Raw genomic sequence first — 15,646 nt, forward strand, 5'->3', positions numbered from 1 at the left:
ATGCCTGCCGTAGTGGCTTCTGCGGGGCGGGCAAAACTTCGGGACTGTGTTAGTATTTCCAAAAGTACGATATACCTGTCTTCCTGTTTTCATATTCATGACGTGGGGTTAGCGTGATTAAAGCCGTCATTAGCGGAACCGGCCTGTACACACCGCCGGCAACCATTGATAACGACGAGCTGGTTGAGGCTTTTAACCAGTTTGTCGAGATGTACAACTCGGAACATGCAGATGCGATTGAACGCGGCGAAACTGAGGCGCTTCAGCCTTCATCTTCGGCATTTATAGAGAAAGCTTCAGGTATCAAACGCCGGCACGTCATCGACAAGTCGGGCATTATCGATCCGAAGCGAATGGCACCCTATATTCCGGAGCGTGGCAACGATGAGCCTTCGGTCCAGTGCGATATGGCCGTTGTGGCCTGCAATGAAGCACTGGCACAGGCCGGAAAGAAAGCCAGCGATGTGGATGCTGTGATCGTTGCCTGCTCCAACTTGCAACGTGCCTATCCAGCGGTTTCTATCGAAGTTCAGGCTGCTCTGGGTATTGAAGGCTTTGCCTACGACATGAACGTGGCTTGCAGTTCTGCCACCTTTGGCCTGCAAGCTGCCGTTAACTCCGTAGAGAACGGAACTGCGCGCGCAGTATTGGTTGTCAGCCCTGAAATCTGTTCCGGCCATCTGAATTTTCGCGACCGTGACAGCCATTTTATTTTTGGTGATGCCTGCACGGCCATTCTCGTCGAGCGTGAAGAAGATACACAGCCAGGGCAAGGTTTCGAGATTCTTGGCACTCGCCTCAAAACGACCTTCTCGAACAACATTCGTAATAATTTTGGCTTCCTGAATCGGGCGGATGAATCCGGTGTTGGCCAGCCGGATAAACTGTTTATCCAACAGGGGCGCAAGGTATTCAAGGAAGTTTCGCCTTTGGTTGCAGAAACCATTCAGGGCCACCTTGATAGCTTGTCGCTTTCTCCGGAAGATCTTCGCAGAATGTGGTTGCATCAGGCGAACTTGAACATGAATCATCTGATTGCCCGCAGGGTGCTTGGTCGGGACGCGAGCGAGGATGAAGCGCCTGTGATTCTTGACGAATATGCCAATACCAGTTCTGCAGGCTCGATCATTGCGTTTCATAAACACAAAGATGACCTGAAAACCGGTGATACCGGTGTGATCTGCTCTTTTGGCGCCGGTTATTCCATAGGCAGTATTGTGGTGCGTCGTCGCTGATGACCTATTATTCAAGCCGGAGCTGGCTGTTCGCCACGCCGTTGATGGCTATTTTGGCATTTGTGATGTTTGTTGGGCCGGCTGCGGCCCAACAAGCGCAGGAGCCAGCACCTGAAGCCCAGGTCGCTGTCAACCCGCAGGACCCCTATGAGAACTGGAACCGCAAGGTTTACCGGTTTAACGATACCATTGACCGCTGGGCTTTGAAGCCGGTCGCCCAAACCTATCGTACATTCACACCGGATTTTATTGATCGAGCGATTACCAACTTCTTCAATAACCTGTCGGAAGTTCGCAACTTCACTAACAGCATTTTGCAGTTGAAAGGTGAGTCTGCTGTTGTTGCGGCAGGTCGGTTTACCTACAACACGGTGTTCGGTCTGGGTGGTCTGATCGATGTTGCGACAGCGTTTGACCTGCCGGAAAGGCCGGAAGATTTCGGGCAGACTCTGGGATACTGGGGGGCTGGTTCTGGCCCGTATCTGATGTTGCCGTTTCTTGGCCCATCAAGCCCTCGACATCTTAGTGGGCTGGGCGCCGACGGTTTTGTGTTTCCGTCACTCTGGGACGAGATCGACAGCCCGGAAAACTATTACGCCAGGGCGCTTCAGATTGTCGATAAACGCGCGGATCTTATCCCCGCTGAGGGCTTCATATCCGGCGATATCTATATCTTCGTTCGCAATGCCTTCCTGCAACGAAGGGAATTCCTGATCAACGATGGCAAGGTAACCCGGGACCCATTCGCCAGTGGTAATGACGAAGATCTGATGCTGGATGATTTTTGATCCAGGCCTCCGGTTGAGGGAGACTCAGCGTGCTTAAAGATCCACGGATTCAAAAGTTTCGCAAGATGCTTGCCGAGGCGCCCAACTACGAGGTGTGGAAGGCCGCTGCGTTGGAACTGGACTTTCTGGAAGGTAATGCCGAGTGGAAAGAGGATTTCGCGTCTGAGTTCTACAATTATGAGCTGCTTTACGATCGCTTGAGCAGTATCAAACAGTATCGTCAGCAGAACGATTTTGAACGCCTGAAGCGGGCTTTGCGCGAGGGGCTGCATCACGATCTTGGCAACATGGGTAATCCGGCGCTGTATACCCATTCCCGGGTTGGCACCAAACACCTGATTGAAGAGTATATTGCTCAGGCCTGCGAAGCCTTGGACTTCCTGTGCGACCACCCGGTGCCGGGGTTTCCTGTTGCTGACAAACTTCAGTTTTTCCGCGATACCCTGACCAGTTATGGGCGACCTACGCTTCTGCTGAGCGGTGGCGCCAGCCTTGGCATGTTTCACTTCGGGGTTATCAAAGCGCTCTGGGATAAAGGGCTGCTTCCCCAGGTTGTTACCGGCTCAAGCATTGGCGCGATCATTGCCGGAATGTTAGGTGTTCACACAGACGCCGAGATTCCCGAAATGCTGGTTCCGGAAAATCACAATCTGAAAGCCTGGAAGTGGCGAGGACTGCTCAGCGCCATGCGAGGCGAAGGCTTGATGGATCAGGATCAGCTTCGCACCTGCCTGAGAACCAACATCGGTGAATACACGTTTGAAGAGGCCTATCTGCGCACCGGCCGCTCTATAAACATGAGTGTATCGCCGGTCCAGGCGCATCAGAAGGCCCGACTGTTATCCGGCTATACCTCACCCTATTTAATGGTTTGGAGCGCCGCGCTTGCGAGCGCAGCCGTTCCGGGAATTTTCCCGCCGGTCACTCTGATGAAAAAAGATATCCATGGCCAGGCTCTGCCGTACATGCCGAGGCTCAAGTTTGTTGATGGTTCGGTTGTCAGTGATCTGCCCATTGAGCGGTTGATGCACCTTTACGATGTGAATTTCACCATCGTCAGCCAGACCAACCCGCACGTGGTTCCATTTCTGAACGCACGTGGACAGGACGAAAAACTTTCTCTGGCCAGTCTGCCTTGGCACCTGATGAAATCCGAGATGCAATTTCACTGGCAGGGGGTGTTTGATTACCTCCGCAAACGGGCCAGGCCCGAATTGCTCAGGCAGGTGTCGGGTCAGATGTACACCATCATGGCTCAACGGTATTCCGGAGACGTAACAATTGCGCCCGACTACAGGTTCAAGGATTACCGGCGAATGCTTGCCGACCCGAAACCGGAGTTCGTGCGTGAAATGATTCTGGCGGGCGAGCGCGCTACCTGGCCAAAAATATCCATGATTCGTTCGCACGCACGCATATCCAAAACTTTGGAACGCTGCGTGCGCCGCCTGAAACAGCAAAATCGTCGCAGCGCTGCGGATCTCAAGCTGGTAGACAGTGCGAATTCCGGCCCAGTCTGAGATGACAGGCCCGCGAAGCGGGCGGTATGATACGCTGCTACAAAGCCTGGCCCGGTGAATGGCCGATCAGCCCGGCGCCTGAGCATTTGACTGGACGCCCATGTATTACGACTTCTTCGGCTTCAGAGAACCGCCGTTCTCTATTGCGCCTGATCCCCGCTACCTGTACCTGAGCGAACGCCACAAAGAGGCGCTTGCGCATCTGATGTATGGCGTGCAGGGGCAGGGTGGCTTCATTGTGATAACCGGGGAAGTTGGTACCGGTAAAACCACCGTAAGCCGGTGTTTTATCGAAAACGCCCCGGCCCACGTGGATATAGCCCTGATTCTGAACCCCCGGCTTTCTGCCCGGGAATTGCTCTCTGCTATTTGCGACGAGCTTGAGATTGTCCATCCGGCCGGGGCTACCATCAAACAACTGGTGGATCAGATTAACCGGGATTTGCTGAAAGCCCACGCAGCTGGGCGGCACAAGGTTTTGATGATTGATGAGGCGCAGAATCTATCAGCCGACGTATTAGAGCAACTTCGCCTGTTAACCAATCTTGAAACAGCCGAAAAGAAACTGCTGCAGATCGTTTTGCTGGGCCAGCCAGAGTTGCAGCAGATTCTTGCTCTTCCCAAACTCCGACAGCTGAATCAACGGGTAACCGCCCGCTACCACCTGGATGCTATCAGCAGCAACGAACTGCCGGCCTATCTCAGCTACCGGCTGGGTGTGGCTGGCATGCGGGGCGATGTATTTTCGCCTGCCGCTATACGGAAACTGTACCGCCTGAGTAATGGCATACCCCGATTGATCAACCTGATCAGCGACCGTGCGCTGTTGGGCGCCTATTCCGAAGGCGAGCATGAAGTGACACCTGCCCATATCCGACAGGCTGCAAAGGAAGTCGGGGGTAGCAACCTCGGGCCAAAACCAGCCGGAGCCGGGCACAAGCCGGATCTTCCGGGTTACATGTTGCTCGCCGCGTCGTTGTTACTCGCCATCATAAGCACCTACTGGCTCTACCAGCAATGGTCAGGACCAGCAACGGTGGCCGAGGCGGAAGCGGATGAGGCAACCGTGGAGCAGACCGGGGCTGTTTTGCGTGAAAACGAACCCGAAGGTCTGGTCAAGAGCGAGCCCGACGAGCAGGATTCCGCACCAGAAATCCCGCCTTTCAGTTTCCCGGAGCAAGCATTGAGCCTTCCGGAAGCTTTCCGTGGGCTGTTTGGTGTTTGGGGCGTTGAATACAGTCCCCGTGAATTTCCGATTGCCTGCGATTTCGCGCGCGCATCTGGCCTTGGCTGCCTTGAGCGGCAAGGTAGCCGTCGAAGCCTGACATTTCTCGACAGGCCCGTCATGCTGATGCTTCAAAACGATGCCGGCAACGAGGGATACGTCGTTTTACGTCAACTCGATGGAGACGTTGCAGAAATTGTCCTGCCCACGGGGCCGATTGAAGTTTCTTTCATGAGCCTGGAGGCCCTCTGGTTCGGCGAGTATCGAGTGTTGTGGCAGCTCCCGGAATATATTGCCGACCGCACAGAGCCCCGTAATGCTGCGGGCGAAGAGCTATGGCTTGGCGTACGCATGATGGAACTGGCGGATGCCCACGGCACGTCGCTCGCTGACAAGGCGAGAGTCAAACGCCTGTCTGCACAAGAACAGGTGCGTTGGTATCAATCGTTGCGCGGCCTGACAGTGGATGGTATTGCCGGTGCTATGACGGTTATCCAGATTAATAACGATCTTGAAGCGGATGTCCCGAGGCTGGTAAGCGAAAGGCCTGGAGGGATGAAATAAGTTATGTCCTACATTCTCGATGCCCTCAGAAAGTCTGAAACGGAACGTCGCCAAGGTAAGGTCCCCGACCTCGGGCAGCAGGTACAACTGATCCACCGCCCGAAAAAGCGGCGGATATCTCCGGTGGTTTGGGTGGCGCTGGCGTTGCTGGTGAACGCGGGAGTGCTGGCGGTAGTATTCTGGCCGGAACGCCCGAGCGAGCTGATTGCCGGGCCGGGCACACAAACGGTGGCGCCCGCGCTGGAAACGCTGGAAGAGCCAGCGAAGCCGGAGGTTGAACCTGAAGTGGCGCAAACTCCTGCCGAAGACCCGGGTGTCGCCGTTGACTCTCCGCCAGAGCCAAAGCAAGCGGTAATGGCAAAGCCGATAGCCGAACCTGCCCGTGAGCGCCCAACAATTATCACTCCGTCTTTACCCCGGGAGCGTCAGGTACCTGCATTACGCCAGGATGAAACTGGAACAAGAGTTGGAGGCGGAGCAGAACAAAGGGTGCCGCACCTGGTTGAGTTACCCCTTTCATTTCAGAAGAGTATTCCGGACCTGATGTTTAATAGCCATATCTACTCCACCGACCCCAATGCCAGCCGGGTGATGATTAACGGCCACTACCTTCGCCAGGGTGACTCGTTCTCCGGAATAACCGTGGAAGAAGTGACTGAAGACGGCGTTGTGCTTGGCAAGCAGGGCAGAACCTTCCGTGTCGGCATTGTCCGGGACTGGATGAGCCCGCGCTGATGGCCTTGACCGACGACATCAAACAGCAGATTCAGCAGGGCTACCGTGACGTATTGGCAGGAAAGGGGGTTCGCGCCCGCTACGGTCAACGCCTGATGATTGCTGAAATAGCGAAGTACATGGGCGAGATCACGGAGAATGACGGCCAGCGCACCTCGCCACCGGCTGCCTGTGTGGTTGAAGCCGGCACCGGTACCGGCAAAACTCTGGCCTACCTGATTGCCGCTATTCCTGTAGCCCGGGCACTGGGTAAAACTCTGGTGATCTCAACCGCCACGGTGGCGCTGCAGGATCAAATTGTCCTGAAAGATCTGCCAGACCTGAAAAAACACAGTAAGATGAACTTCACCTGGACGCTTGCCAAAGGCCGCGGTCGGTATCTGTGTATGTCTCGCCTGGAATCCCGACTGCACGATGAAGGCAACGGCGACAGTGACACCATGCCGCTGTTCCTTCTGGACAGTCCCGGCACCGAAGAGCCGGGCACTCGGGCGTTCTTTGAGGAAATGCTGGCAAGCTACGGCTCCCGCAAGTGGGACGGCGACCGGGATCATTGGCCGGAGCAGATACCCGACGATGTCTGGCGCCAGGTCACCACCGATCACCGCCAGTGCACGAATCGCCACTGCAGCTATTTTGACAGCTGTGCTTTTTTCGATGCCCGCAAAGACCTGGATGAAGTGGACATCGTTGTGGCCAATCACGATCTCGTTCTCGCCGACCTCGCTTTGGGCGGTGGTGCGATTCTCCCGGAACCGGAGAACGCGCTGTTCATTTTTGATGAGGCCCATCACCTGCCGGACAAGGCGCTGAATCACTTTGCGGCGTCCGTGCCGCTGAATTCGACCCGGCAATGGCTCAAGCAATTATCCCAGGCACTGGCCAAAATGCAGCCCTATCTTGCACCCGCCACACAGGCGGCCAAGAGCATTGATCGCATAAGCACGGCCTCCCGCGATGTCGACCTGATATTGGCCCGCGTTTATGAGGAGGCCGAGCAAAACACCGGATGGGAGTTCAACGAAGAGCGCCGTTCAGCGCAGTGGCGTTATCCGGAAGGTGAGCTGCCGGAAACCTTGGCAGAGCTGGCCTCTGAAAGCCGGATTGCCACAGCCAATCTGGTGCGCCATCTGGGCGTGTTGGCGGATGAACTTCAGGGTGCGTTTGATGAGCGCAAACAGCATGAGATTGATCGCGACACCGCCGAAGCCTGGTACCCGGTTATCGGTGCCTTTCACAGCCGCTCTGAAGATCAGTTGCGGCTCTGGACAGCCTGGACAGAGCAGGTCGGTGGCCCAAAAGCGCCGCAAGAGAACGAGCAGGGCGCCTCTGATCAACCGGGTGCTCAGGAGCCCCCACCGAAGGGCCGGATTAACAGGAGCCCACCGCCGGCGCGCTGGAGCGTGCGACAGCGGTGGGACCATGCTGAAGACATCACTTTGTTTAGCTCACCGGTACTGGCAGATAACCTGCTGTATTCAAGGCTCTGGTCTCGGGCTTATGGTGCCGTGCTGACCAGTGCAACATTGACCGCGCTTGGTCGTTTTGACCGGCTGCAGGCCAGAGCCGGACTGCCGGAAGCCAGCCGTTTGCTGGTGGTTCCCAGTTCGTTCCGCTACGGAGAAATGGCCACCGTCGAGGTGCCGGCGATGACCTGCATGCCCACCGATGACGGCTTTGCGGATGAGCTGATCAAGCGCCTGCCGGCGGCATGGGCTGGTGAAACGGCCACTCTCGTGCTGTTCACCTCCCGCCGGCAAATGCACCAGGTGCGAGATGCGCTGGCGCCGGACCATCCAGATCTGATCACTACCCAGGACGACATGTCCCGGGGCGAGGTTTTGCGCCAGCACAAGAGCAAGATAGATAAGGGGATGCCCAGCGTACTGTTTGGAGTCGCCAGCTTTGCAGAAGGCATCGACTTGCCCGGAAAGTACCTTCACCACGTGGTGATCACCAGGTTACCTTTCTCGGTTCCGGACGACCCCATCGAAGCTGGTCTTGCGGAATGGATAAGCCAGCGCGGGGGTAATCCGTTTATGGAGATTACGGTGCCGGATGCCTCCATCAAGTTGGTGCAAGCGGTTGGCCGGTTACTGCGCACAGAGGAAGACACGGGTCGGGTTACGATCCTTGATCGTCGAATTGTTGCCAGACGTTACGGCCAGTTACTGCTGGATTCATTGCCGCCATTCAGGCGGATTATTGAACGCTAGGACAAAAAAGAGCCAGCCCGAAGGCTGGCTTAGTTCGAAGGGGTCCTCGAAGAACCCAAGTGTAGAAACAACGCTTTACAAGAAGTCTGAAGGCCTGAAGTTCCAGAATTCATAGCGAGGGGCTGCCTCACCTGGAAACAATAATAAGTGAACAAGGGGCGTAGGCGAATCGTCCAAAGGGCGTAGGGCGGAGTGGAAATTCCGCCAAAATGTGATGGCGCTCACAACGGTGTAGTGAAAATTACCGGGCGAGAATGCCCAGTTCCCACGCCCGTGCTAGCGCCTCTGTTCTCCGGCCTACGCCGAGCTTGCCATACAGATTGCGGATGTGAGCTTTTACAGTTGTTGGTGCCACGCCCATACGTACCGCGATGTCCTTGTTTGAGAGGCCCGCATGGATGAGTTCCAACACTTCCATCTCCCGCTGGCTAAGCGGCTCAGTAAGGCTCTGGCCTGAACTCTCGGTTCTCTCGATACGTGCACGGCTGGGGTTCGGTGCAGGAGTGCTCCGGTTCTCCAGAATTGCCCTCAAGTTGCGGTACCAGCTTCCCTGACCCTTCAGAGACGGTAATTCAAGCAACAGATCCCCCAGACGAGGGCTTTCTTCGGCAAACAAACGCACAAATCCCGCTTCGGCTGCCAGTGCAACTGCCCGTTCAAGCCGTTCGCGACTTTGTTGAATCCGGCTTTGCAGAGCAAGTGCTTCGCCACAAACGAGCAGCGCTTCCACAAGATGCCGGATATGCTCATTTTCCTCGGTATCCGGTAGCAGGCATTCCAATATTTCAAGGGCTTTGTCTGGCTTGCCTTCGGCCACCAGGAGCCGGGCTTGGCTGATGCTGTTCTGCTCCAGGTTCAGAGGGTTGGATGCGACTTGGCTGGCCAGGGTTTCCAGGCTTTGACGTGCCTGGGTTGGCTGGCCTGCGGCCAGAAAACACCTTGCCAGAAGTGCTGTGCTGGCCGGTGGTTCGAAGACAATCTGTTCTCTTCGCTTTCGGCCAATCTGGCCGGCGTCCTCAAGCCACTCGATTGCCTCCTGGTAACGGCCTTCGCTGAAGGCCAGATGGCCTCGTACGTGCTGAATGATGACGTGCTGGCCAGGTTCTGTTCCCTGCTGCACGTGCTCCAGCAACGGTGCCAGATGCGCGGCTGCATCCTCTGGCTGGTTACGCTCTCGGTAAATCTCGGTGAGTGCGGCATTCAGCCAACATGAGATAAGACGGGGTTGGGTGGGGTCTGCGTAGTGCTGATCAACCCAATTACGTACTTCAGTGCAGGTATCCAGAGCGAGATCCATGTCTCCACGATTGTACTGTATCCAGGCTAGCAAACCGCCACTGGAAAGCACCGTGCTTGGTTTGCGTTCAAGCTGCCCGTAGTGAACAGAGAAGGTCAAGGCTTCTTCGGCGCCGTTCAGATCGCCTTTACCGTAATCATCAAGCCCAAGGCCGTAATAGGTAACCGATTTTAAGGGGATTCGGGTGTGATCTATATCGGCAAGAACCTGTTGAGTGAGGTCACTGGCGCGCTTTTCATCACTGCGGGATCGGGCCAGATACGAGCGTATGAGGGCTATCTCGCTTTGCAACCCCAGAGCGCCTTCAGTATCCGGTGCGGAATCTGCAAGAGGGCGGTCCAGCAAATTCTCGACGTTGGACAGCAGTGGCTCAAGGTGTTCGAGCCGGTTGGCAAAAAACCGACCCCAGATACGCAGCATCTGTAGCTGGGCATTGTCTTTGGTCTGCTTGGCGGGCAGGGCATCGAGCCAGGCAAGTACAGGTAAGTGATAACCGCCGTGAATCAGGTTGTTGCCATGAGTTGCCAGTACATTGGCAAGCCATGGCCAATCCTGTTTCTGAACAATCTGGGCGATGGCTTCCTGAACCTGGCCGTGCGCAAGAAGCCACTCTACCGTGCGTCGCCAGAGCAGTCGGGCACGCGCGGGATCGGTTTGGCGAACCCGTTGCAGTAAAGCGTCGCGAAACAGATCGTGGTAGCGGAACCATTCGTTGCAATTGTCCAGAGGGATCAGGAAAAGGTTCTGTGAAAGTAACATCTCCAGCTTTTTCTGTCCGTCATCGCTGTTACGGATAGCGTTGCAAAGAGACGCGCATAGCCGCGGGCAACAGGCAGTATCCAGCAAGAATGCGACTATATCGTCCGGCTGTTTATCCAGTACTTCGCTGAGCACATAGTCACTGATATGCCGGTCATCGATGCTCAAGCCCTGGTTTGGTTTGTCCAGGCTTGTATCCTGACGGCCTGCCTTGGCGCTGTTGGTTCCCGATAAAGCGGAGAGCTGCAGGGCAGCAACCCAGCCCTCTGTGCGTCGGCAGATGAGCTGTACATCGTGCTCTGAAATGGCGAGGCCCATCGTGTGGTGAAAAAAATCTCGGCACTCGTCTTCCGAGAACGCCAACAACGCAGGGTGGATCTCTTGCACCCAGCGCCTTACCCGCCAGCGTGCCAATGGAAGTGGAGGCTCCGTCCGGGACGCTAAAGTAACCGTGACGTCCTCGGGAAGGTAATCCAAAAAATATCCGAATTGCCGCTGTATCTGATCGTTCGCAATGAAGTGAAAATCATCCAGCACCAGAACCCATGGGCCACCATCAGATGAAAGTGCGTTGATCAGCGCCGTGATCGCACCGCTGAAGTTGTCATCCGAACTGCCGGAAAGGTCCCTGTTGCAGCTTTCCAGCCCCGTCAGCCCTGCGTGTTCAAAGGCGCCGGCGACATACTGCCAGAACCGGCGAGGTTCGTTATCGTGCTCGTCCAGAGACAGCCAGGCGATGGGCCCTGTGGTGCGCGCACACCACTGGCTTACCAGTGTGGTTTTGCCAAATCCCGCCGGTGCTATCACAAGGTTCAGGCGTTTGGGATAACCGGTGGCCAACAGCGAGCTGAGGCGTTCACGCCGCACAGCGCGTGGGTCGGAGGCGGGCCTCAGGAATTTGGTGGTTAACAGCATTGATTTCCCGGATACCGGATAAATGTTGATATCGGATTGTGTGCTTTGCCGCCGTCAAGTCAAGGCCTGGAGCAACAAACATGGGTGTCAAAAGCGGCAGGGCTCAAGTTTTGGTCTAAACTGAGTCAGAGACCTCATCTATACTAAAAAAGAATGAATAATAAGCGTGTTATGCGTATTCTTGGCGTTGTTTGCAAGTCCACCTATCTATGCAGCCCGCCGCAGGCCAGAAACTCAGGGAGCGACCGAGTCAATGAAATTACAACAGTTGCGCTATATATGGGAAGTTGCGCACCATGATCTCAACGTGTCGGCAACTGCCCAGAGCCTTTTTACTTCTCAACCAGGTATTTCCAAACAGATCCGCCTTCTTGAAGATGAGCTGGGCCTGGAAATATTTGCCCGGAGCGGCAAACATCTGACCCGCATTACCCCTGGCGGGGAAATTATCGTGCGCGAAGCAGGCGAGATTCTGCGCCGGGCAGAAGGCATCAAAAAGATCGCCCAGGAATTCAGCAACCAGCGCAAGGGCGATCTGAGTATTGCCACAACACACACTCAAGCGCGTTACGCACTGCCGCCCATTATCAGTGGTTTTATCGAGTCGTATCCGGATGTGTCGCTGCACATGCACCAGGGCACGCCCATGCAGATTTCCGAAATGGCGGCTAGCGGGGCCGTTGATTTCGCCATAGCCACAGAGGCTATGGAGCTTTTTAACGATCTGATTATGATGCCGTGTTACCGCTGGAATCGCACCGTGATCGTTCCGAAGGACCATCCACTTGCCCAATTGTCTGAGCTGACGCTGGAACAGTTGGCAGAATACCCGCTGGTAACCTACGTGTTTGGCTTCACGGGTCGGTCGAAGCTTGATGAGGCGTTCCAGTCTAGAGGCCTGACGCCGAAAGTTGTATTCACTGCCGCCGACGCAGACGTAATCAAAACGTACGTGCGCCTGGGGCTTGGCGTTGGAATTATCGCCAGCATGGCATTTGACCCCAAAAGCGATCCAGACCTGGTCGCACTGGATGCCAAAAAGCTGTTCCGCTCCAGCGTTACGCGTATCGGCTTCCGTAAGGGGACCTTCCTGCGAGGCTACATGTATGACTTCATGCAACGCTTCGCACCGCATTTGACCAAAGACACAATTGACGAAGCCGTTGCTCGCCAGAGTAGCCGCAGTGAAATCGAAGCCCTTTTCAAAGACGTAGAGCTGCCGACCTACTGACGGGTAATAAGGTTGCCCGCATGCAGGCCGCACTCTTTCTGTGTGGCCTCTTCCCACCACCAGCGGCCTTCGCGCTCATGTTGCCCGGGTAACACCGGGCGCGTGCATGGCTGACAGCCAATACTGACAAAGCCTTTTTCGTGGAGTTCGTTGTAAGGGGCTTCCGTCATCCGGATGTAGTCCCAAACCTCTTTTGATGTCCAGTTCGCCAGAGGGTTGAACTTGATCAGCGTTTTACCAGGGCCGGAGAAGGTTGCGTCTTCCTGTACGACAGGAACCTCGTTGCGAGTGCCTGGGCTCTGATCCTTGCGTTGCCCGGTAACCCATGCATCCACGTCAGCCAGTTTGCGTTTAAGAGGGTTTACCTTGCGCACGCCGCAGCACTCGCTGTGCCCATCTTCGTAGAAGCTGAACATGCCCTTTTGATTCACCAGGTCCTGGACTTCGTTGGTGTCCGGAAACAGCACCTCGATATCAATGCCATAGTGTTTGCGCACACGCTCAATAAATTCGTAGGTTTCCGGGTGCAGGCGACCTGTGTCCAGCGTGAATACCTTCAGATTATCTGTCAGCTTGTGGGCCATCTCGATAAGCACCACATCTTCAGCGCCACTGAAGGAAATAGCTATGTTGTCGTAGCTCTGCAACGCGGCCTTCAGGATAGCCCTTGGGCTTTCACCGGCAAGTTTGTCCTGTAGCTCTTGGATATTGCTCATAAAACGTCTGCACCTGATTCGGGTTTTCGAGCAGGTTAGCATTAAACGCCTAATTCCATGAAGGAATGACAATCTATATGGTTATAGCTTGCCGCGAATGTGTAGGCAGAAAACGTCACTGATTTGTTGCAATGTACGATGCAATCTTTGCCGGTTTTTCTTATGATACCGCGTCAATAAAAGGGGGAGCAGGCTTTGCTTTCCGTTAGCATTCTCATTTGGACTTGAATCAGGAGATCACTGTGGAACTGGCATGTCTTGACCTTGAAGGCGTATTGATCCCGGAAATCTGGATCGCATTTGCGGAAAAAACCGGTATCGATGAACTCAAGGCGACAACCCGCGATATTCCTGATTACGATGTTTTGATGAAACAGCGTCTGCGGATTCTGGATGAGCATGGATACGGCTTGCCGGCAATTCAGGAAGTGATTGGTACACTGGATCCGTTGCCAGGCGCCCGAGAGTTTCTGGACTGGCTGCGCGAGCGGTTTCAGGTTGTGATTCTTTCAGACACCTTTTATGAATTCGCCATGCCACTGATGAAGAAGTTGGGCTACCCGGCGCTGCTTTGTCATAAGCTGGAAGTCGCAGAGAACGGCCAGATCACCAATTACCTGCTGCGCCAGAGAGACCCCAAGCGCCAGTCAGTGCGTGCGTTTCAATTGCTTAACTACCGCGTGATTGCGGCGGGTGATTCGTACAACGACACCACCATGCTTGGGCAGGCGGAAGCAGGCATTCTGTTCCACGCGCCTCAGAACGTCATTGACGAGTTTCCCCAGTACCCGGCTGTGCATGAGTTTGAAGACCTGAAGAAGGAATTTCTGAAGGCGAGTGCCGTTCACAGCGTCTGAATACAAACTTGTTGAATCAGGGCGGCGGCTGGTCGCCCTGATTCAGATTTTCCAGGAAATCCATCAGCGGTTTCACTTTGGTAAGCGTTTCCTGATATTCGCTTTCCGGATCCGAGTCGGCCACGATGCCGCCGCCGCCACAACACCGGATCATTCCTTGTCCTCCCGCAGGCCCTTCAGACAGATCGCCGTCACAAAGCATGGTGCGGATAGCGATGTTGCTGTCCAGCGTGCCATCCAACCCGCGATAAAATACAGAACCGCAGTAAGGGCCGCGCCAGTGTGGTTCCAGCTCCCGGATAATTTCCATGGAACGGATTTTCGGTGCACCGGTAATGGAACCGCCGGGGAAGGCATCGAACAGCACCTGCATTGGTGACGCGTCGTCTGCGAGCTCAGCGCGAATATGACTGACCAGATGATGCACGTTCCGATAGGATTCGAGCGCAAACAGTCTCTCGACAGCAACAGACCCCGGCGTAGCGTGAACGCTCAGATCGTTGCGCAACAAGTCCACAATCATCAGGTTCTCAGCTCGATCTTTTTCCGATGCCTCCAGCTCAGCAGCGTAGCCTGCGTCTTCGGAAGGAGTGTCTCCCCTTGGCCGGGTGCCTTTGATCGGGCTGGTTTTTACGGTGCGACCACGAATTTCCAGAAAGCGCTCGGGGGAAATGGACAACACTGCGCCTGAACCTGTATTCAGGAAGGCGCTGTAAGGTGTTGGGTTAGCCTCAGCCAACGCCTGAAACGCCTGCCATGGATCCCCTGAATAACTGCCCTGAAATTCCTGGGAAAGGTTCGCCTGATAGCAATCACCGGCATTGATGTAGTGCTTAACCGTTTTAACGCCGGCCATAAATTCTTCGGCAGGCTGACGGGCCTTGAAGGGCGAAACCATCTTCCACTTGGCTGGGTTGCTGGGCGGCCTGGAGGATAGCCAGAGCTGAAGGGCATTCAGGGTCTGATCCGGGCACTCAGGGTGAACCCAGAGATGGTAGGTTTCAGTTGCGCGGTTGTGACTCGCCGCCCAAAGGTAGAAGCCCGCAGAAAGCAAGGGGGTCGCAGGCATCCGACACAGAGGGGAAAGACGTTTTTCCTTGATGTATCCGAATTCGTAACTCAGGAAGCCGACCCACCCGCCTGTCAGGGCCGGCTGTGCATTCTGCATGGGCATTTCATAGCGTTGAACCAGGCTTTCCATTTCCGCGGACAGTGTGTTGGTGTCCAGAGTATCGCCATCCTCGTGCGTTACACACCTGGTAGCAATTGCGCCCGCCGTAAACCCGCTGAAGAAACCGCGACCATCACCGGTTCCAACACTGCCGAGATAGGCGAAGTCCGGCTGATGGGCTGCGTGGGCAAGAAGTTGTTCGTACTCCTGCCGGCTGAGCAGGGAGGAAACAGGAAGTGGCAAATTAACTCCGGTTAATTGGAATAATGATACTCAGGCCACAAAACGGGCATTGTCGGCTCCGGACGGCCACTGGTTTAATGCAACCACTTACAAACACCCGCAGGCCGTCCGGAGTCGGAAAACGGCATTCTAACGGAGTTGGCCAGTCTTGGCGTGGAAATTTAACGCGATTAA

At 55.3% G+C, this 15,646-nt stretch carries 11 protein-coding genes; 8 read left to right on the top strand and 3 right to left on the bottom strand.

The window, feature by feature from the left end:
- Positions 1-113: 113 nt before the first annotated feature.
- From FFI90_RS04365 to dinG, 6 genes are all read left to right on the top strand, one after another.
- The gene (locus FFI90_RS04365) at positions 114-1,235 is read left to right on the top strand and encodes a beta-ketoacyl-ACP synthase III (RefSeq protein WP_144776682.1); all 1,122 of its coding nucleotides are present in this window, start codon (positions 114-116) and stop codon (positions 1,233-1,235) included.
- Positions 1,235-2,023, top strand: coding sequence for an MlaA family lipoprotein (locus FFI90_RS04370; protein WP_144776683.1), 789 nt, complete (start codon positions 1,235-1,237; stop codon positions 2,021-2,023). The genes FFI90_RS04365 and FFI90_RS04370 overlap by 1 nt, the downstream gene beginning before the upstream one ends.
- Positions 2,024-2,052: 29 nt before the next feature.
- Entirely contained in the window at positions 2,053-3,543 is a 1,491-nt protein-coding gene (locus tag FFI90_RS04375) for a DUF3336 domain-containing protein (RefSeq protein WP_144776684.1), read from the top strand.
- Positions 3,544-3,643: 100 nt separating this feature from the next.
- Positions 3,644-5,332, top strand: a complete 1,689-nt coding sequence (locus FFI90_RS04380) for an ExeA family protein (RefSeq protein WP_144776685.1) — start codon at positions 3,644-3,646, stop codon at positions 5,330-5,332.
- A gap of 3 nt (positions 5,333-5,335) precedes the next feature.
- Positions 5,336-6,067, top strand: a complete 732-nt coding sequence (locus tag FFI90_RS04385; RefSeq protein ID WP_144776686.1) for a general secretion pathway protein GspB — start codon at positions 5,336-5,338, stop codon at positions 6,065-6,067.
- Positions 6,067-8,283, top strand: coding sequence for an ATP-dependent DNA helicase DinG (gene dinG, locus FFI90_RS04390; RefSeq protein WP_144776687.1), 2,217 nt, complete (start codon positions 6,067-6,069; stop codon positions 8,281-8,283). Before FFI90_RS04385 ends, dinG begins: the two co-directional genes overlap by 1 nt.
- 241 nt (positions 8,284-8,524) lie before the next feature.
- On the opposite strand, the gene FFI90_RS04395 is transcribed toward dinG, so the two are convergent.
- Positions 8,525-11,254: a winged helix-turn-helix domain-containing protein gene (locus FFI90_RS04395; protein ID WP_144776688.1), complete on the bottom strand. Its 2,730-nt coding sequence runs from the start codon at positions 11,252-11,254 to the stop codon at positions 8,525-8,527.
- Positions 11,255-11,507: 253 nt separating this feature from the next.
- On the opposite strand from FFI90_RS04395, the gene cysB reads away from it, so the two are divergent.
- Complete coding sequence (gene cysB, locus FFI90_RS04400) at positions 11,508-12,485, top strand: HTH-type transcriptional regulator CysB (RefSeq protein ID WP_144776689.1); 978 nt, start codon at positions 11,508-11,510, stop codon at positions 12,483-12,485.
- Here the strand turns inward: cysB and FFI90_RS04405 are convergent.
- Positions 12,479-13,201 carry a phosphoadenylyl-sulfate reductase gene (locus FFI90_RS04405; RefSeq protein ID WP_144776690.1) on the bottom strand — a complete coding sequence of 241 codons (723 nt, stop codon included), beginning with the start codon at positions 13,199-13,201 and terminating at the stop codon, positions 12,479-12,481. The genes cysB and FFI90_RS04405 overlap by 7 nt on opposite strands.
- Positions 13,202-13,443: 242 nt before the next feature.
- Between FFI90_RS04405 and thrH the strand changes: the two genes are divergently transcribed.
- Positions 13,444-14,058 (top strand): bifunctional phosphoserine phosphatase/homoserine phosphotransferase ThrH, encoded by a 615-nt coding sequence (gene thrH, locus FFI90_RS04410; protein WP_144776691.1) that lies wholly within the window; start codon positions 13,444-13,446, stop codon positions 14,056-14,058.
- A gap of 16 nt (positions 14,059-14,074) precedes the next feature.
- Here thrH and pabB read toward each other — a convergent pair whose 3' ends face one another.
- Positions 14,075-15,472, bottom strand: coding sequence for an aminodeoxychorismate synthase component I (pabB, locus tag FFI90_RS04415; protein WP_144776692.1), 1,398 nt, complete (start codon positions 15,470-15,472; stop codon positions 14,075-14,077).
- Positions 15,473-15,646: the final 174 nt, after the last annotated feature.

It is taken from the genome of Marinobacter maritimus (assembly GCF_007671675.1).
Classification (GTDB): domain Bacteria; phylum Pseudomonadota; class Gammaproteobacteria; order Pseudomonadales; family Oleiphilaceae; genus Marinobacter; species Marinobacter maritimus.